19 protein-coding genes and 1 tRNA gene are annotated in these 17851 nt (G+C 70.7%); 3 read left to right on the top strand and 17 right to left on the bottom strand.

The features are described from left to right. Nucleotides 1-10: 10 nt before the first annotated feature. Nucleotides 11-226: a hypothetical protein gene (locus OG389_RS14535; protein WP_328298903.1), complete on the top strand. Its 216-nt coding sequence runs from the start codon at nucleotides 11-13 to the stop codon at nucleotides 224-226. Further along, on the top strand, nucleotides 223-1515 hold the full coding sequence (locus OG389_RS14540) for an MFS transporter (RefSeq protein WP_328298904.1): 1293 nt from the start codon (nucleotides 223-225) through the stop codon (nucleotides 1513-1515). The genes OG389_RS14535 and OG389_RS14540 overlap by 4 nt, the downstream gene beginning before the upstream one ends. Here OG389_RS14540 and OG389_RS14545 read toward each other — a convergent pair. From OG389_RS14545 to OG389_RS14570, 6 genes are all read right to left on the bottom strand, one after another. Then, complete coding sequence (locus OG389_RS14545; RefSeq protein ID WP_328298905.1) at nucleotides 1445-2242, bottom strand: S16 family serine protease; 798 nt, start codon at nucleotides 2240-2242, stop codon at nucleotides 1445-1447. The genes OG389_RS14540 and OG389_RS14545 overlap by 71 nt on opposite strands. Nucleotides 2243-2389: 147 nt before the next feature. Then, nucleotides 2390-3031 carry an IclR family transcriptional regulator gene (locus OG389_RS14550; protein ID WP_054222485.1) on the bottom strand — a complete coding sequence of 214 codons (642 nt, stop codon included), beginning with the start codon at nucleotides 3029-3031 and terminating at the stop codon, nucleotides 2390-2392. Between the two features lie 458 nt (nucleotides 3032-3489). Beyond that, nucleotides 3490-5274 (bottom strand): DEAD/DEAH box helicase, encoded by a 1785-nt coding sequence (locus OG389_RS14555; RefSeq protein ID WP_328298906.1) that lies wholly within the window; start codon nucleotides 5272-5274, stop codon nucleotides 3490-3492. A gap of 296 nt (nucleotides 5275-5570) precedes the next feature. Further along, entirely contained in the window at nucleotides 5571-5963 is a 393-nt protein-coding gene (locus tag OG389_RS14560; RefSeq protein WP_328298907.1) for a type II toxin-antitoxin system death-on-curing family toxin, read from the bottom strand. Beyond that, nucleotides 5963-6163 (bottom strand): hypothetical protein, encoded by a 201-nt coding sequence (locus OG389_RS14565; RefSeq protein ID WP_328298908.1) that lies wholly within the window; start codon nucleotides 6161-6163, stop codon nucleotides 5963-5965. Before OG389_RS14565 ends, OG389_RS14560 begins: the two co-directional genes overlap by 1 nt. Nucleotides 6164-6608: 445 nt before the next feature. Next, complete coding sequence (locus OG389_RS14570; protein WP_328298909.1) at nucleotides 6609-8144, bottom strand: MFS transporter; 1536 nt, start codon at nucleotides 8142-8144, stop codon at nucleotides 6609-6611. Between the two features lie 213 nt (nucleotides 8145-8357). On the opposite strand from OG389_RS14570, the gene OG389_RS14575 reads away from it, so the two are divergent. Then, nucleotides 8358-8429 (top strand) — tRNA-Cys (locus OG389_RS14575). Nucleotides 8430-8581: 152 nt separating this feature from the next. Here OG389_RS14575 and OG389_RS14580 read toward each other — a convergent pair. The 11 genes from OG389_RS14580 to OG389_RS14630 all read right to left on the bottom strand — a co-directional run bounded on the left by OG389_RS14580 (nucleotide 8582) and on the right by OG389_RS14630 (nucleotide 17850). Beyond that, on the bottom strand, nucleotides 8582-9418 hold the full coding sequence (locus OG389_RS14580) for a hypothetical protein (protein WP_328298910.1): 837 nt from the start codon (nucleotides 9416-9418) through the stop codon (nucleotides 8582-8584). 134 nt (nucleotides 9419-9552) lie between these two features. Continuing rightward, a complete protein-coding gene (locus OG389_RS14585) occupies nucleotides 9553-10788 on the bottom strand; it encodes a tyrosine-type recombinase/integrase (protein ID WP_328298911.1) in 1236 nt (411 codons plus the stop codon). 11 nt (nucleotides 10789-10799) lie between these two features. After that, the gene (locus OG389_RS14590) at nucleotides 10800-11036 is read right to left on the bottom strand and encodes an excisionase family DNA-binding protein (RefSeq protein ID WP_328298912.1); all 237 of its coding nucleotides are present in this window, start codon (nucleotides 11034-11036) and stop codon (nucleotides 10800-10802) included. 271 nt (nucleotides 11037-11307) lie between these two features. Further along, nucleotides 11308-12855, bottom strand: coding sequence for a YfjI family protein (locus tag OG389_RS14595; protein ID WP_443059273.1), 1548 nt, complete (start codon nucleotides 12853-12855; stop codon nucleotides 11308-11310). Next, on the bottom strand, nucleotides 12852-13778 hold the full coding sequence (locus OG389_RS14600; protein WP_328298913.1) for a bifunctional DNA primase/polymerase: 927 nt from the start codon (nucleotides 13776-13778) through the stop codon (nucleotides 12852-12854). The genes OG389_RS14595 and OG389_RS14600 overlap by 4 nt, the downstream gene beginning before the upstream one ends. 85 nt (nucleotides 13779-13863) lie before the next feature. Further along, the gene (locus tag OG389_RS14605; RefSeq protein WP_328298914.1) at nucleotides 13864-14154 is read right to left on the bottom strand and encodes a hypothetical protein; all 291 of its coding nucleotides are present in this window, start codon (nucleotides 14152-14154) and stop codon (nucleotides 13864-13866) included. Between the two features lie 12 nt (nucleotides 14155-14166). Next, nucleotides 14167-14469 carry a hypothetical protein gene (locus tag OG389_RS14610; RefSeq protein ID WP_328298915.1) on the bottom strand — a complete coding sequence of 101 codons (303 nt, stop codon included), beginning with the start codon at nucleotides 14467-14469 and terminating at the stop codon, nucleotides 14167-14169. After that, entirely contained in the window at nucleotides 14466-15071 is a 606-nt protein-coding gene (locus tag OG389_RS14615; RefSeq protein WP_328298916.1) for a hypothetical protein, read from the bottom strand. Before OG389_RS14615 ends, OG389_RS14610 begins: the two co-directional genes overlap by 4 nt. Further along, on the bottom strand, nucleotides 15068-15268 hold the full coding sequence (locus OG389_RS14620; RefSeq protein ID WP_328298917.1) for a hypothetical protein: 201 nt from the start codon (nucleotides 15266-15268) through the stop codon (nucleotides 15068-15070). Before OG389_RS14620 ends, OG389_RS14615 begins: the two co-directional genes overlap by 4 nt. A gap of 3 nt (nucleotides 15269-15271) precedes the next feature. After that, the gene (locus OG389_RS14625; protein WP_328298918.1) at nucleotides 15272-15553 is read right to left on the bottom strand and encodes a hypothetical protein; all 282 of its coding nucleotides are present in this window, start codon (nucleotides 15551-15553) and stop codon (nucleotides 15272-15274) included. Between the two features lie 140 nt (nucleotides 15554-15693). Then, a complete protein-coding gene (locus tag OG389_RS14630; RefSeq protein WP_328298919.1) occupies nucleotides 15694-17850 on the bottom strand; it encodes a cell division protein FtsK in 2157 nt (718 codons plus the stop codon). Nucleotide 17851: the final 1 nt, after the last annotated feature.

Here is a 17851-nt window from a genome sequence, read left to right on the forward strand (position 1 = left end):
GAGTCCTGCCGTGCACGCCTTCAGCCATGCCGAAATACATGCCACCCGCACCGCCGAGGCAGCCGCCTGGCGCCGCGCCCGGGAGGCGGCCCCCCACCTCCGCCCGCTCCCCTCCTGCGCCCTGCGCAACCGGCTCGGCGAGGCCCTGATCGTCGTCGGCATCCGCCTGATCCAGCCCGCACACCTGCACCGGCGCATCACCCGCCCGTACGGTGGCGCCGCGTGAGCCGTCGCCCCTTCACCGCCGTCCTGCTCGCCAACACCATTTCGATAGCGGGGAGTTCCCTCACCCTCATCGGTGTCCCGTGGTTCGTGCTCCAGACCACGGGCAGCGCCGGCCAGGCCGGGATCGTCGCCTTCTGCGCCACCCTGCCCGTCGCCGTGGCCGCCCTCGTCGGCGGCCCCGTCATCGACCGGCTCGGCCGCCGCCGGGTCTCGGCCGCCTCCGACCTGATCTGCGGGCTGTCCGTCGCCGCGATCCCGCTGCTGCACTACGCGGGGCTGCTGGAGTTCTGGATGCTGTGCGCCCTGATGGCCGTCGGTGGGCTCGTGCACACCCCCGGACTCGCCGCGCGCTACGTCCTGCTCCCCCACCTCGCCGAGCACGCCGGCACCACCGTGGCCCGCGCCGCCAGCCTCTACGACGCCGTCTCGCGCGGAGCCCGCATGATCGGGGCCGCGCTGGCCGGCGTACTGATCGCCACCGTCGGTGCCGAATCGGTCCTGCTCATCGACGCGGTCAGCTTCGGCGCGTCCGCGCTGCTGGTCACCGCGTTCCTGCGCGGGATCCCGGCGGCCGAGCCGCAGCGCGCCGCCGGGAAGGTGTCGCTGGCCGGCTACCGGGCCGAACTCGCCGAGGGCTGGCGGTTCATGACCCGTACGCGGCTGCTGCTCGGCGTCACCGTGATGGTGATGATGACCAACGGCCTCGACCAGGGCTGGTCCTCGGTGCTGCTGCCCGTGCACGGCCGCGAAGCCCTCGGCGGAGCCACCGCGCTGGGCCTGATGGTCGCCCTCTTCGGCGGGTTCGCACTGCTGGGCGCCCTGCTCTACGGAGCGTGGGGCGAGCGGCTGCCCCGTAGGGCCGTCTTCGCGGCGGCCTTCCTGCTGTGCGGAGCCCCGCGTTACATGGTCGCCGCCTTCACCGACACCCCGCTGCCCCTCGCGGTGACGATGGCCCTGTCCGGGCTGGGCGCGGGCATGCTCAACCCGATCCTGACCACGGTGACGCTGGAGAAGGTGCCCGACGCGCTGCGCAGCCGGGTCGCGGGCGTGACCCAGGCGGGCTGCGAGCTGACGATGCCGCTGGGCGGGCTGGCGGCCGGGCTGCTGGTCGACGGCTTCGGGGTGACGCGGGCGCTGCTGGTCTTCGGCGGGGTGTACTTCCTCGCCACGCTCTCGCCGCTGGTGTTCCCCGCCTGGCGGGCCATGGACGCCCCGCGGATCAGCAGGACGGAACCGCTCCGCCCTTCTGCAGCGCCCGCAGTGCGTTCACCGCATCCGTCAGCGAGGTGACGGGGACCAGCCGAAGCCCCTCGGGGAGTTCGGACTTCGCGTCCGAGCACTCCGCCTCCGGTACGAGGAACACGCTCGCGCCGTCGCGCCGCGCGGCCTGGGTCTTCAGGGCCACCCCGCCGACCGCACCGACCTCGCCGTCCCCGCTGATGGTGCCCGTACCGGCGATGGTGCGACCGCCGGTGAGATCGCCACCGCTGCCGTTCCCGTCGAGCTTGTCGACGATGCCGAGGGAGAAGAGCAGGCCGGCGCTCGGGCCGCCGACGTCGGCGAGGTTCAGCTCGACCTTCACGTCCTTGGGGTCCTTGTGGAGGAAACCGAGCGCGGCCTCGGAGGCCGTCGACTGCGACTTGGTCATCTCCTCCAGGTTGTGCTCCTCGATCTCCTCGTCGCTTCCGCCCGACGGGTAGACGGCCTCCCGGGGCATGACCGCCCGGGTGGTGTCGAACCAGTCACCGGCCAGCTCGGGCAGGGTGACGGAGGTGGAGGGGCCGGTCGCCTGGATGGTGGTCATCCGCAGCTGGCCGGTGGTCTCGCGGACGGGCGCCCCGGTGATGCTGATGACCTGCTTGCCGTCCCGGGACCCGAGCACGTCGGCCGTGAGGCCCGGCTGCGCGATCACGAAGGGCAGCGGGGCGAAGGCCGCGACGGCGAACAGCGCCAGCACCGGCACGGCGCAGACGGCGAGGGCGGTGGGACGCGGCAGACGTGTGAGGCGAGAGAGCACCGGCACAATCTAGCGCGGCGGCCCGGCAACGGGTCGAGCCGCGCCCCCCGGCAGGCGGGGACGCGGCTCGGTGTCCTGCTGTGCGGCGCGGCCCGGCAGGCACTCCGCGGTCGGGCGGTCGCTCCGCGGCCGGCAGCGCTGCGCGGCTCAGCGCAGGGCGTCGGCCACCTCACGGGCGGCGTCCACCACGCGCGGGCCGACCCGCTCGGGCACGGCATCGGCCAGCATGACGACGCCGACGCTGCCCTCGAGCCCGGTGATGCCCACCAGGGGCGCCGCGGCCCCGCTGGCGCCCGCTTCCAGCTCCCCGTGGGTGAGCGTGTAGCCGGGCTCGATGAGCGTGCCCTGACGGGCGGCCAGGATGGCCCGGCCGGCGGCCCCGCGATCGAGGGGGTGACGGAAGCCGGGCCGGTAGGCGACGTGGTAGTCGGTCCAGGTCGGCTCCACGACCGCCACGGCGAGCGCCTCGGTCCCGTCCACGAGGGTCAGGTGCGCGGTGGCACCGATGTCCTCGGCGAGGGAGCGCAGCGCGGGCAGGGCCGCCTCGCGCACCAGCGGGTGGACCTGGCGGCCCAGCCGCAGGACGCCGAGCCCGACGCGGGCGCGGCCGCCGAGGTCGCGGCGGACCAGGGCGTGCTGTTCGAGGGTGGCCAGGAGGCGGTAGACCACGGTGCGGTTCACACCGAGGCGGTTGGAGAGCTCGGTGACGGTCAGACCGTGGTCGGTGTCGGCGAGCAGTTTGAGAACTCGGAGTCCTCGGTCGAGAGTCTGGGAGGTTTCCGCGGTCACGACGCCTCTCCCTCTTTCGGTGGGCGGCGGTGACTCTCTGGGGATAGCGACGCCGGTCCCTCGGCGACGCACGGAGAGGCCGCCGGTAGCGGCCATGGCACCGGCTGCGCTCCCGCGGCGGCGTTGCCACGGGGCGTTCGATGCGGGGACATTAGCGAGCGGGTCCGCTCAGCGGAAGGGCTCGTCCACAATCCGGGCGCCTACAGCCGTTTTATACCGGTTGTACTCGCGGGTCGCCGTCAATTCGTGACCTCACCCGGATCGGCGGTGCCCACCGCGACCCCTCCGACGACCGCCGGAACCAGGACCGCGGCCATCACTGACAGTCACCAAATCGGAGCGGGACCCGTGCGGTCATCCGCACGGGCCCCGCTCCGTACCGTGTGGGAACAGCCCACCGGATCAACCCACCGGGGCGCCACCGGGTCGAGCCCCCGGGCCGACCGACCTGGTCACCGTCACCGCATGCGGGTGGCCCACTCCTGGACCTTCTTGATGCGCTCCCGCAGCTGTCCCGCGGTGGCCTCCGCGCTCGGCGGTCCGCCGCACACCCGGCGCAGCTCGGTGTGGATCACCCCGTGCGGCTTCCCGCTCTGGTGGACGTACGCGCCGACCATCGTGTTCAGGGACTTCCTCAGCTCCAGCAGTTCCTTGTGCGAGACCACCGGGCGCCGGTCGGCCGGCAGCTCCAGCAGGTCCGCCTCCGAGTCCGGCTTGCGCCTGCTGTGCGCGATCTGCCGCGACTGCCGCTTCTGGAGCAGCATCTGCACCTGGTCGGGCTCCAGCAGCCCGGGGATGCCGAGGTAGTCCTGCTCCTCTTCACTGCCCGGGTGGGCCTGCATGCCGAACTCGGCGCCGTCGTAGAGGACCCGGTCGAAGACGGCGTCGGATTCCAGCGCCTCGAAGGACATCTGCTCCTCGTCGCCGGTGTCCTCGTCCTCCTGCTTGTTCGCCTCGTCCATTTCCTTCTCGGAGTCGGCGTACGGGTCCTCCTCGCCCTGCTTCTTCGGCTTGTCGAGGACGTGGTCGCGCTCGACCTCCATCTCGTTCGCGAAGCCCAGCAGGTAGGGGATGGTCGGCAGGAACACCGATGCCGTCTCGCCGCGCCTGCGCGAACGCACGAAGCGCCCGACGGCCTGTGCGAAGAACAGCGGCGTCGAGATGGTGGTGGCGTACACGCCGACCGCGAGCCTCGGTACGTCGACGCCCTCGGACACCATGCGGACCGCGACCATCCAGCGGTCGTTGCTCGCGGCGAACTCGTCGATCCGCTTCGAGGCGCCCGTGTCGTCGGAGAGCACCACGGTCGCCTTGGTGCCCGTGATCTCGCGGATCAGCTTGGCGTACGCGCGCGCCGAGTCCTGGTCGGCGGCGATCACGAGCCCGCCGGCGTCCGGGATGCCCTTCCTGACCTCCGTCAGCCGCTGGTCGGCGGCGCGCAGCACGTTCGGCATCCAGTCGCCGCGCGCGTCGAGCGCCGTACGCCAGGCCTGGGAGATGGCGTCCTTGGTCATCGGTTCGCCGAGGCGCGCGGCGATCTCGTCGCCCGCCTTGGTGCGCCAGCGCATGTTGCCGCTGTAGGAGAGGAAGATGACGGGCCGCACGACCCCGTCGCCGAGCGCGTTCCCGTAGCCGTAGGTGTAGTCGGCGGAGGACCGCCGGATCCCGTCGTTCCCTTCCTCATAGGCCACGAAGGGAATCGGATTGGTGTCGGACCGGAAGGGCGTACCGGTGAGCGCGAGCCGCCGGGTCGCCGGGTCGAAGGCCTCCAGGCACGCCTCGCCCCAGGACTTCGAGTCACCGGCGTGGTGGATCTCGTCGAGGATGACCAGGGTCTTGCGCTGCTCGCACCGGTTGCGGTGCAGCATCGGGCGGACGCCCACGCCCGCGTACGTGACCGCGACCCCGTGGTAGTCCTTGCTGAGCGGGCCCGCGGAGTAGTCGGGGTCCAGCCGGATCCCTATCCGGGCGGCGGCCTCCGCCCACTGCTTCTTCAGGTGCTCGGTGGGCGCGACGACGGTCACCTGCTGCACCACGTGGTGGTGCAGCAGCCACGAGGCGAGGGTCAGCGCGAAGGTGGTCTTGCCGGCGCCGGGGGTGGCGACGGCGAGGAAGTCGCGCGGCTGGGTCTCCAGGTACCGGTCCAGCGCACCCTGCTGCCAAGCTCGCAGGGCGCTGGCGGTACCCCACGGCGCGCGGCCGGGGAAGGCGGGTGAGAGGTGGTGGGAGGCGGTAGTAGTCACGGTCTCCGGTTCGGGCTCTCGGCGGCGTACCCGGTACGGACAGCGGCACTACGGGCCGCGGTACGGGCAGTCGTACGTAGGACAACCGGGCCACCTTACCGGCCCGGACGCGCACCCCGCGGAGGGACAGGCCCGTGACCTCGGCCGGTGCGTCGAGCGTCACATCGGGGGGACAGGCGTGCGGGGCACCCGTGTCGGCGCAGTCCCCGCACCGGCGGCGGCTCCACCCGGGCTCCACCCCGCGCTGGCCCTGGCCGGGTGCCGCCCGGGCCCAGCCCTGGTCCCGCCTTGGTCCGTCAGGCCTGCCGGACCAGGGCGCGCAGCCGCTCCGCGATCCGCGCGACGTCCGCCTCCGAACCGGCCGCCACGTCGATGACCAGGTCGTAGGCCGTGTCCTGGTCGACGTCGGCGGGATCGATGCCGTTGACGGCGAGGAAGGTCGCGGCGGCGAGCCAGGCGGTGCGCTTGTTCCCGTCGACGAGGGGGTGGTTCGTGGCGATCGCGTGCAGCAGGGCGGCCGCCTGCTCGTACGTGTCCGCGTACGCCGGCGTCCCGAACATCCGGGCCCGCGGCCGGTGTACCGCCGACTCCAGCAGCCCGGGGGCGCGCAGCTCGACGGGCTGGTCCTGGGCGCGGCAGGCGGGCCGGGCGAGATCGAGCACCTCGCCGAGGGTCAGGAACCTGATCATCACTCCCCGAGCCTCCTCAGCAGCCCGGCGTGCCGCCCCGCGAGCCGCGCGGCCTCGCCCCCGACCCGCTCGCGCTCCGCCCGCGCCCACGCCCGTACGGCCCCCAGCGCGGCCGCCTCGGCGCTCTGCCCGGTGGCATCGGCCAGATCGGCCAGCTCCGCCCAGTCGGCGTCCGGCACTTCGATGATCAGCTCGTTCATCCCCGGATGCTACCGACGGCCCTGCGGCCGGGTCGCCGCGATTTCCCGGGGCCCACTGCGTGGAGCACCGCGGGGCACGGCGCCGCATACACCCGGCCCCGTGCCATGCAGTGCGAAGGAACCCCGCCGCCCGGTCGCCGGCGGCCCGATGCGCATCGTCTTCGCCGACGCCCCCGGCCTGTACGTCCGGGGCGGAGCCCCCGTCGGCTCCGGGGACGTGGGCCTCGTCCGGGGCGCGGACCCAACCTCCATGAGCCGAGCGCCGTACGGGCCCTGCTCGAGGTGGCTCAGCCCGCGACTGGCAGCCGGACGCACGACAGCCGGCGGATTCCGACGGCTGGCCCCTGCTGGAGGCGGCGGCAGCGGCGAAGGCCGGGCCACGCCCTGGCGGGCCCCGGGGCCGCGCCTTCCGGGTCCTGCCGGCCGGTACTGCCCCGCGCTCCGGTCAGGCCTTGACGCCGTCCTCGGCCCCGGCCCCGGCGTCAGCGGCGGCCCCGGCGTCGGCGGCGGCCCCGGTCTCACTGCCCGGCGCCGCTGCCGGGACGGGGTCCAGCCGGGTCGCCACCCAGCACCCCACCAGAGCCACGCAGGCCATCGGGAGGAAGACCACCACGAACGCGGCCGGGTGCGCAGCGCCACCGCCCTCCGCCACGGAGTGCGCCGCTCCCACCGCTCCCCCGCCCAGCGCGCCGAACGCCGCCCCACCGGCCGCCAGCAGCACCACGTTGGCCAGGGCGTCCGAGATCTGCAGCGCGGCGGAGTTCTCCCCCGCCTCCTCCGGCGCCGACAGCTTCAGCAGCAGCACGCTCGTGGAGCCGATCACCAGCCCCATCCCCAGGCACCCCAGCGCCCACACCAGCGCCATCGTCCACACAGGCACCCACTCCACGAGCACCGCCGGCGCCCCCGCGATCGCGGCCGCGACCATGACCATGCCGAGCACCATCAGCCGCTGGCGGTACGGCGCCACCCGCCCCTTCGACTGCACCCACGAGCCCGCCGCCCACGTCACCCCGCCCAGCGCGAGCGAGAAGCCGGCCAGGGTCGGGCTCAGCCCCCGCTGGGTGACCAGCATCAGCGGAACGAAGCTCTCCGCCGCGATGAACGACCCCGCCGCCACCCCACGCAGGAGCACCACCGAGGGCAGCCCGCGCCGCGCCCGGTAGGTCCCGCGAGGCAGCAGCCCCAGCACGGCGGGCACCAGCAGGGCCACACCCGCGAGGCCCGGGAGCAGCGACAGCCACCGGAGGTCCTGGGCGGCGTACTGGAGCAGCCCCGCACCGACCGAGATCCCGAGGGCCAGCCGGATCCGCCGCCGGTCGAACGCCACGGGCGGGGCCTGCGGGTCCACCGGCCCCGACGCGCTCCGGCGTATCGCCGGCAGCGCCACCGCGAGCGGTACGAAGACCAGCGCGGGTATCCCGAGGAAGACCCAGCGCCACCCGAGGTGCTCGGTCACCGTGCCCGAGGCCAGCGGTCCGACGATCGAGGGCACGACCCAGCTCGCGGCGAAGGCCGCCATGATCGCGGGGCGCAGCCGCTCCTCGTAGGCCCGGCTGACGACCACGTAGAGCGCGACGATGACCAGCCCGCCACCGAACCCCTGCACGGCCCGCCCGAGCACGAACATCCACATCGCCCCGGCGGTACCGGAGCACACCAGCCCGGCGGCGAAGGCGCCGATCCCCACGGTCAGCGGCCGCAGCGGCCCCTGCCGGTCGGCCCACTGCCCGGAGAGCACCATCCCGAACAGGCTGGTGGTGAAGTAGGCGGAGAAGGCGAAGGCGTAGAGCCCGATCCCCTCCAGCTCCCGCGCGGCCACGGGCATCGCGGTCCCGACGGCGGTGGCCTCGAAGGCGATCAGGAAGACGACGGAGATGACCCCGATGCTGAGCGTCCGGTACGCGGGCCCGAGGACCCCGCCCCGGGGCCGGGGCGGAACGGGGACGGGTGCGGTGGCTCGCTTCGGGAGGACGCTCATCGCCCCAGAGTAAGGTGCGTGACCGGGTATCGACCCTGTCATTCCGGCGTATCCCACCTCGTCCCCCAGCCCTAGGCCCACGGTCGGAACCACCCCGCCGCCCACCCCGCCGCCCCGGACTGTGAACGCGGCATGGCAGTCACGTTGCACCCCCCGCGCACCCCTTCCCGACCCGCGCCCGCCCTCGTACGGTCATAGACATCACCACCACCCAGCCGTGTGCCCGAGTGGTTGAGGGACTCGCCTGCAAAGCGAGTTACGCCGGTTCGATTCCGGTCACGGCTTCTGATGGCCCGACCAGCCAAAACGAATGGGCGGCACCCCACATGGGGTGCCGCCCATTTGGCTGTTCGTCTCAGTTCCCGTCTCAGTTGTGCCAAGAGCACGTCCCCACCGACGGGTGGGGCAGGCCGGCCGAAGGCACGCGGCGGCAGGAGCTACGACTGGATGGCTGGCAACGCACCCGGCACGTTGATAGTGAAGGTCGGCTCCGGTAGCTGCTCCCCGCGCTGCCTGGAAATCCAGTAGGTACGCCTTCGGGGTGGCTGGACTTCGTACTCCAACAGGTCCGCCCCAGAGTCACCCGGGAGACTGCTGGCAGCCACGACCCACAGCCCTTGGCGTTCTTCCACTGGCCGGACGGGGCACCCGGTCAACTCAAGGTCCCACGCGTCGGTCACACCGTTGTCGCGGCCATCGTGGACAGTGATGCTTCCCTCTACTCGGTGGGGTAGTGGGCGCCCCGCCTGTTGCGCTTCGTAGTTCTCCGAAAGCTCCTTGATGGTGAAGTCCTTCTGCAAGAAGAGACGACGAACCCGCTGCTCAGGAAACAACAGGCTGGAGCCCGCCGCGGTCGGCCTCTGCTCAACCGCGACGTACAAGTCACCCTGGCAGTCGAGAGTGACATGAGATTGAGCATGGTTCTGCACCTCGATGCATGCCTGGAGGACGATTCGCTCCTCCTGCATGGCGGGGAAGTGCCACTCGTACCCGTTACGCCAAGGGTTCACCGGCATGCCGTGGGGCGTCCAGGCCAACGGTGGCCACGGCACTTCGTGGATTCGGACACTGACGGTCGGGGCCTGCCCGTCCAGCCGCGTACGGGCCGCGTCCAGCGCTACAGCTTGAGAGGCAATGAGGGCCTGATCAGCAGTGGCAAGAGCCTGTTGTGCCGTCCCAAGAGCACGGCGAGTGAGTATCGACTGCCAGGTGACCGCGAAGAAGGCGGCCGCTGTGGCAGTCGCGGAGAGCGCGGTCCAGAAAGTGTCGGACATGGCTGGTGATTGTCGTACTTCACCGGCCCATAGGTCCAGCGCTCTGGTCCACGCTGTGCCCGACAGCCTCGGTGTGACATTGGACCGCACGCATACGCTGGGGCAGTCGCAAAAGCGGCTGCCCCAGCTGTACTTCACATCTGCGAGCTCTCGTCACCAGACTTCCAGATCAGACCGTCCACCTGCCGGGCCACATCGGTCCGTACCGCGTCGACCATGTGCTGATACCGCGCGGCCATGGCCGTGGTCGACCAGCCCATGAGGCCCATGACGGCCCGCTCGGGGACGCCGAGGATGAGCAGCACCGTGGCGGCAGTGTGCCTCGCGTCGTGCAGGCGCCCGTCACGAACCTTCGCTGCCACGAGCAGAGCCTTCCACTCGGCCCAGTCCCTCCGGTGGGAAGGGCTGCGCCCGTGCTCGTCAGGGAATACCCAGTCACCTTCTACCCAGCGCTTCCCGACCGTCTTCCGCTCTGCGGCTTGAGCCTTGCGGTGGGCTCGCAGAAGGTCAACGAGCTGTTCCGGGAGACCGACCGCGCGGCGGCCGGCGCGCGACTTGGTCACAGAGGTCTCCGGGTTGCTGCGCCGCTTCTCCGGGCAGTACCCGGCTTTCCGGCCACACGGGGCGCTGCACCCGTGCGCGTACTGCGGGCGGTGGCGACTACGGCGGACCACAAGGAACCCACCCTCAAGATCTACGTCCTCCCACTTCAGGGCCAGCACCTCCCCCTGACGAAGCCCGAGGGCGAGCGCGACGGCCCAGCGCGCCGAATTACGTTCCCTGCCAGCGGCCTCCAGCAGTCGCTGTACCTCTTTCACGGTGTAGGGCTCCGCCTCGTAGTCGTCCGCCTTCGGCGCCTTGGCCAACTGGACCGGGTTCTTGCCGAGGTGACCGCGGCGGACCGCCTCGTTGAGTGCGGTACGGAAGGTGCGGTGCACCTGGTGGGCGGTCGCAGCCTTTCGGCCGCTGGCCTGCAACTTCGCATAGAAGATCTCGATGTGCTCGGGCGTGAGCCTGTCGAGGCGATGAGCTCCCAGGCCGGGGATGAGGTGCTTCCGCACAGCCACTCCGTACCCGACCATCGTGTTGTCGTTGACCCCGAGCGGGGCGACGTTCTCGATCCAGTGCGTCAGCCAGGCCTTGACGGTCATGGCCTTGCCCGGCTTGCGCACGGTCTTGGCATCCCGCGCCTTCTCCAGCTCCTGCACGGCGAGCGTGACCTCAGCACGGGTCTTGCGCTCGACGTGGCGCCGGTCAGGTGTGCCGTCGTCGCGCACGCCGACCGTGACACGGCCGTGCCACTTCCCGTCCTTTCCGAGGTAGATGGAGCTGCGGCCGTTGGGCTGGCGGGTCCGCGTGTTCTCTGTCATGGGCAGCCCCTTCAGGCAGCGGTGGAGGTAGGGCGGTGCGCTTCGCGGAGCCGTGCGAGGAAGTCGTTCACGGCTTCCGCCGGCACGCGGCGAAGACGGCCGATGGGGACGGACTCCAGTTGTCCGGAGCCGATGAGGTGAAAGCACGTGGTCCGACCGATGGAGAGTCGACGGGCGGCCTCTTCGACCGTCAGCAGCACCAGCGTTGGATCTGCCACGTGGGAGGCGGCGACATGGGCGTCGTGCATGGGCTCGCTCCTTGGCGGGCCGCCACAGAAACCACGAAATACACAGAAACCCAGGGCAGGGGGTCTGACCTGGGGAAACCTCCGTGGGGGTGGTCCGCCACAGAAACCGCAAGAAGTCCCACAGAAATAAGGGCCCGGGGCGGGCGGGTATTTGTGTGGGACTTCCGTGGGTTTCTGTGGCAGCGGCCATCCTGCCGCCCTGGGGGGCATCTGCGCAGGTCAGGAGCGGGGTGGGGTTATTTCTGTGATTCTGTGGTTTCTGTGGCGGGGTTCAGACGGCGGGTTCGTTCACGCAGGGGTGGATGAGGTACCGCGGGGACGGCGGCCGGCCACGCCCTCCGGCGCGCACGACGGGCTGCGCTCGGAGGTACCCGTGTTCCTCGAGGAGGTCCAGCGCGGGCTCAAGGTCGGCGACGGTGGGGAACTCCGAGCGGGAGACCTTCACCATGAGGTCGCGCTTACTGACCTCGCCCCACTGCTGGGTGCGCAGCAGTTCCAGCACGGAGCGGGCGCGGCCCACGGTGGGGTCGGCGCCCATGACGTCGAAGACGCCGAGGGCATGAGCGGTGAAGTACTCCCCCAGCGTGATCGCCGCGCGCATGGTGGCCTCAGTGACCGGCTTGGTGTGGCCACCCTCCAGGTGCTCAGCCAAGTGCAGGAGAGCGGCCATGCGGACCACGGCCCCAGCAAGTTTTCCCGCCCAGTTCGCAATGTGTCCCAAGGCTCCGCCTCGCGCGGCGAGCTGCGGCTCTACCCGCTGCTGGTAGGCGATCAGGGCCTTGTCCGCCTCGGGTGAGAGCTGGATGACGGCAGGGTCAGTCCACTCGGCCAGCCAGAGCGTGAGTGCGAGAACGTTGTGCTCATAGAGAGCCGCGGTCTCTTCGGGGATCGGATCGGTGATGACCTCACGCTCTCCGACCAAGGACTTCGGCATGGAGTACAGGAAGCGGGCCAGCAGCCCGCGCCCGTCGAAGCCCCTGACCTTGGCGATGTCCCGGAGCACGTCCGGCTGGACGGCCAGGCCGATGGTCAGGGCTGGGTGGTCGATGTACTCGCGGCGGGTCTGCCGGTTGACCCTCAGCCGGTCCCCGGCATGGCCTTTGAGGAAGACCTCCATGTTCGGGGCCCCCGAGTAGCGTCCGGCGATGATGTCGAAGATCCCGCCCTCGGCCGACATCACGGCGAGCCTGCCGCCCTGCTCTGCGATGAGCGAGGTGACAGTCTCGGAGGTGGAGTCATCGGCCAGCAGCAGCGGTTCGACCGGCACGGCCACCGATTCGGCGGTCTGTGCCAGCCCGATGGCCTCGGCAATCAGGGCTTCGCGCTTCTCGTGGTCGGCCTTGGCGGCCTTGGTCGCGGCGTTGTCGGCCGCTTCCTTGGCCAGCCGGGCGGTCATGGCCGCTTCCACGATGGCCGGAGCCATGGTGATCTGGAGCTTCTTCTCCGCCTCGTACAGCGGATCGGTCAGCAGCCCGAAGACCGCCGACTTGCGGTTCGCCGGGGGCAGCGCGCACACCACGTACAGGTTGGTGGGCTCCCGCCAGCTGCCGCGAACGTGGACTACCGCCCGGCCGCCGGCCGCTGCCGCGAGGACCGACAGAGCGATGGAGCCGGGCAGGTCGATGGGCGTCTGCGTCTCCTCGGCAACGGCCTTGACGAATGCGCCGAGCCAGGCCGGGAAGACGTGCGCGGGGAAGGTGGGAAGCTCGCGGCGCCCGTTGAGCGGGATCGGCTCCTCCCACATCGGCTCGGGGGGCTGGCCGTCGTCGTCCATGTCCAGCCCCACCCACAGATCGCTGGCCACAGGCTGTGTGGTCATGCCGCACTCGCCTCCGGTGCGCCGCCCCGGACGAGTCCCGAGCGGATCGCGGTACGGCATTCACCAGCGGAAAGATCAATCGACAGGCCTGCACTCATGAGTTCGGCGCTGACGTCGGCCTCGGTGAGATCGCCGTTGTGGATCAACCGAGCGAGGGCGTAGGCGGCGAAATACACAGCACGGTTACGACCGCCCTCACGGGCGGACAGCACCTTTTCCAGCTCCCCACGCAGCGCGGCGGTGCTGTAGGCCGTGGCGTTGCGCATCCGAGCGGACAGCTCTGCCAGCGGCATGGGGGCCGGCGCAGGTTTCGGGGTGAGCAGGTCACTCAGCCACGCAGGGAGGGGGGCAGGGGGTACGTCGTGAACAATCTCGTACGGCGCTCCGCCGACGATGCTGCCGGCCGCGACCACGTACCCACCCCAGGCCCGGGTATCGACCTTCCAACCCAGGGAGCCCCCCGTGCTGCGTAGCTGCTTTCCAGGAGGCGAGGCGAAGTACAGGTGCTGTCCGCCACGGCGAGTGCGCACTGTGTACGTCTCGGTCGGTAGCTTTTCACCCGCGCGCTCGCACAGCATCGCGAAGACGTCCAAGCCATCGGTCGCCCCCGCCCACTCCTCGGGCGCGGGTCCATCGTCTTCCTTGGGGATGTCGAGGTCTACGACCAGCAGTCCGCCGGGGCCGGTGGCGATGCCGACGTTGTAGGGGGCCGACTGCCAGCACGTGGTGATGTTCTCGGGGTCGAGGGTGGCGCGCTGTTCGGGGGTGCGGTGGCCGTCCGTGCAGCGGCCCGTACGGGGGCAGTTGCGTTCGGGGTGTCCGGCCGGCCGCTTGTCTCCGGGGCGCAGGGGGAAGACGGGCCAGCCGCGCGCTGCGGCGGCGAGGGCGGCGCGCAGCAGCGGCGGAGCGAGGGTTGGTGTCATGCTGGGTGTCTCCTGTTTCTGCGAAGGGACTGGGGAAGCCGGGGCGGTCGGGTCTTGTGGTGAGAGGCGACCGCCCCGGGCACAGCTAGAGGTCGGTGAGCGTGGCGGTGGGGATCTCGTAGACGTCGATGACGTCCTTGACTCCGTGCCAGCGGCCCGGGGTGTGATGGATGTAGACCACGTGGAGCGGGATTCCGTCGCGGCTGGTGAAGGCGTAGACGTTGACCGTGTCCACGTTCTTGGGGCTCTTGCGGGCGCTGCGGATGTGGGACAGGGCCGCGATCACGCTGATGCGCTCGGGCCGGTAGCTGAGACCGTCGACCTGCGTGTGCATCGTGGGGTGCTGCGTGGTACTCAGGGTGGGACTGGAACTCATGGCGATCTCTCTTCAGTGGTGGCGGAGCCAGAGGACGTATTCCTGGCGGACGTAGCCGCGGGGGTCTGCCGTGCGGGGACCGTCCGCCTGGTCGATTTCCATCAGGCGGTGAGCCGCTTCGGTGGCGCAGGTCGCGGCGTCGCCGCCTACGGGGTCGTCGTCGGTGAGGGCGATGCGGTCCAGGAGTGCGGCCTTGCGGAGCCAGAACTCCCGAACGTGGATGCCACCGCGGCAGCCACGGGCTCCCCGTACGGTCCATCCGATTTCGCTGATGACGCTCGGCGCGGTGGCGTATGCCGCCTCGAGCCCGGTCACCAGTCCTTCCCCTCGGCCGAGGGCAGTTCGGGCAGTCCCGCGTCCGTGATGGCCTGCGGGTTGAAGCCGGGAAGGCCAGCGCGAGTGATGAGCGCGTTGGCGAGCTGTTCGGCGTAGACGGCGCCGGAGCGAGCGACCTCGATCTGTGCTCCGGCGCGCAGCGCTTCGACGCGCTCGACGTGGGCGTGGACTTCGCGCTGGCCGAGGGTCTGCCGCTCGTACGCGACGGTCTCGCGGCGGTCGGTGCGCCAGTAGCGGGCGGCGAGTCCGTAGGCGACGGCGGTGGCCAGCGCCCACAGCAGGATCGGCAGGGAGAGGCCATCGGCGTATCCGGCGACTCCGGCCAGGGCCAGCCCGCCGGATGCGGCGAAGGCGGTTCCGGCGATGACGCTGCCGCCGGAGTGGTTGCCGGAGGAGAAGGCGCCGGCCGCCGCAGCTCCGGCGGCGAGGACGACCATCAGCGCCGCGTTTCCGACGGAGTGTTCGGCGCCGTTGGCGTTCCAAATCCGGCCCAGGATGAGCACGGTCGTGGTGGCCAGCGCGGGGGCTGCCTTGGGCGCGAGGTCGAGTGCCCAGTGCCGGTAGGTGATGGGCTCGTTCATCCCTGGCTCCCGAGGTCCGAAACGGCGTTCAGGACAGCGGTGGTGAGTTCGTTGATGGGGCCCGAGGCTCCGGTGGAGGCGAGGAAGAAGCCGAACATCATGGCGATGAACGCGGAGCCATATCCGAGGGTCTTGGAGCGGAGCAGGAAGAACAGGACCAGCCCGAACAGGAAGACGAGCGAGACGGTGATGGCCATGGGTTATCCCTTCGGGACGAACGTCTTGCGGGGGGCGGGGTTGGAGTCGCGGTAGAGGCGCAGCCACAGGTTGTAGAGGTGGCGTCCGACGCGGATGCGCTTGCCGTGGCCGTCGCAGCGGCGGCAGTGCTTGCCGCGCTTGAGGCGTCCCTTGCGGTCGGTCTTCATCGCGTAGCCGAAGCCCTTGCACTTGCGGCAGGTCCCGAACGGGCTGGACGCGCACACGCTGACGTAACCGAGTGTGACGATGAGCAGGCAGGCGCTAGCAAGGAGGATGGGGGTCATGGAGTGCCTTCCGGGCGGTATTTCCGGTGTTTTCGCAGGTCGGCTGCTAGGTGCGAGATCGCTGATGGGGGGCGGTTCGGGGTGCTAGCGGGGGTGCTAGACCTAGCAGCGGTGGCCGCTAGGTCTAGCAGCGGTGCGAGTCAGCTCCCGGACCGCGTACTCTCACGGAGAGTGATGGCGGTGGTGATGTCGGCGCGGGCGATGCCGCGTCGTGTGGTGCCCTTGCCAGCGGTGGTGGAGCCCCAGACGTCCTGGGCGGTGATGCCGTGCGGCTTGAGGTTCGTGGTCACCGTCTCGGCCTTCCAGCCGCTGTAGACCTCGGGGCGAAGCGCGGCGAGGCGGGCGGCGACCTTTTCGTTCCAGACCTTCTCCTCATCGGCCGGCACGACCCTGAGGATGTCGGCGAGGAGGTCGAAGGAGGCTTCCCCGCTCTCGGGTTCCTGGCCGATGGCGTGGCCGGTGACGTTGCCGTACTCCTCGCGCATCCGGCGGGCCCGCACGACGACCTGTTCGGCTCCGAGCGCGTCCACGAACGCAGAGGCAACGATGCGCGGGTCATCTCCTTCACCGGCCATCCAGCAGATACCCCGGTCGGTGCGGGAGAACATCGTGGCCCGGTACCCCGCCTTGTACATCGAGGTGCCCAGCACCATGTCGTTGGCGGGCTGGCCCATGACCTTGAGGCAGAACCGCAGCACCGCGTTCGCGCTGATGCCGGTGGGCAGCGACTTGGCGTCGGGGCGCTGGGTGCCGAACAGGGTGACCATGCCGAGGGCGGGGCCGCGCTTGCACAGGTCGGTGCAGATCTCTTCGAGTTCCTTGCCGTACTTCTCGTGTTCGAAGGGGACCTGGCACTCATCGAATCCGGCGACGATCGGGTGCAGCCCGAGGCTCTTGTCGTTGGCGAGGTCCGCAGTGACCTTCGACTCCGGGCAGCGCGAGCGCGGCAGGGACTTGATGACCTTCGCCCGGCGGCGCAGTTCGGCCCGCAGTTCCCGCAGCGATTCGAGGACGTAGAGGATGTCTTCGTCCTCATCCCCTGCCCGGTAGCGGTGGCAGACCGGCTCCAGCGCACCGAAGTCGCCAGTGCCCTTGAAGTCGAACGCGTAGAGCTGGGCACGCGGGTCAAGTGCGGCGATGAGCAGGAACAGACGCATCAAGAACGTCTTGCCCATGCGCGGGATGGACCCGACGACCACGGACGCGAACATCAGAGTCACGGCCACATCGGCCATGCGCTGGTCGTTGCCGAAGACCACCGGCTTGAACAGGTCCACGCTGCCCGACTTCAGCAGCGGCCAGGCGGGCTTCTTGGTCTCGTTCATGGGCTTGTCGCCCACCCACAGGACCAGGCGCCCCTCATGCTCGGTCGGGTCGGAGGACGGCCACACCGAGCCCACCTTGCGGCGTAGGCCGGAAGCGAGCGGCTTACGAGCCTCCATGATGTCCTCCGGGGTGACACCCCACGGGAGATCGAGGTCGGCGCGGTAGCCGGGCCCGTCCCGGGTGATCTCCGAGGTGAACCGCAGGCCGTTCATGTCGCCGCCCTTCTTGATGGCGGCCGACAGCTTCGCATTGCCGATGTTGTCCAGAGCCCGGAGCACGAGCATCCCGGTGAGCTTCTCCAGCTCCGTCTTCAGCACGGCGGGCCCGATCACCGGCTGATCCTTCGGGGCGCCCCAGAAACCGGCGGTGAGCACGGCGGCCGAGGCGAACACGGCGAGCCAGCCGGGCGCCATGACGTACATGGTCAGCGCGAAGCCCGTACCGAAGATCAGCCCCACCACGGTGACCAGCATCCGCAGGCGCACCCGGCTGTCACGCTGCCGCGACAACTTCAGGTACTCGGCGGTGTTCTCCTTGTAGACCTCGTACGCCCGGAGCGGGGCCGCCTCGGCGTCCCACACCCACGCGTTGGTGTCGCGGACCAGGCGGGCCACGCCGCGCGGGGCGAGCCGCCCGAGCTGCAGCGCGTACCAGGGGGTGCGGATCCCGTGGAAGGCGGTGGCGTAGAACGCGTTGCTCGTGGCGCGCTGGGTGGTGGAGACGAACCCCGGCTTCGACTTCAGCCATGAAGGGATGATCGGCAGCCGCTTGTAGGTCGTGATGCCCGGCGCCGGCAGGTCCTTGGAGTCGACCGGCCGCGACCGCGGCAACTCTTCCTCATCGTCGTCGTACCGATCGGCCGGCGGACCCGCCGGGGTCGGGATGGTGGGGCGCTTGGTGGTGATGTCGAAGACCTCGGCGCCGGGGCGCTCCAGGTCCTCGCTCTGGTCAGTGACACGGACATCAGACACG

Source organism: Streptomyces sp. NBC_00435 (genome assembly GCF_036014235.1).
Taxonomy (GTDB): Bacteria; Actinomycetota; Actinomycetes; order Streptomycetales; family Streptomycetaceae; genus Streptomyces.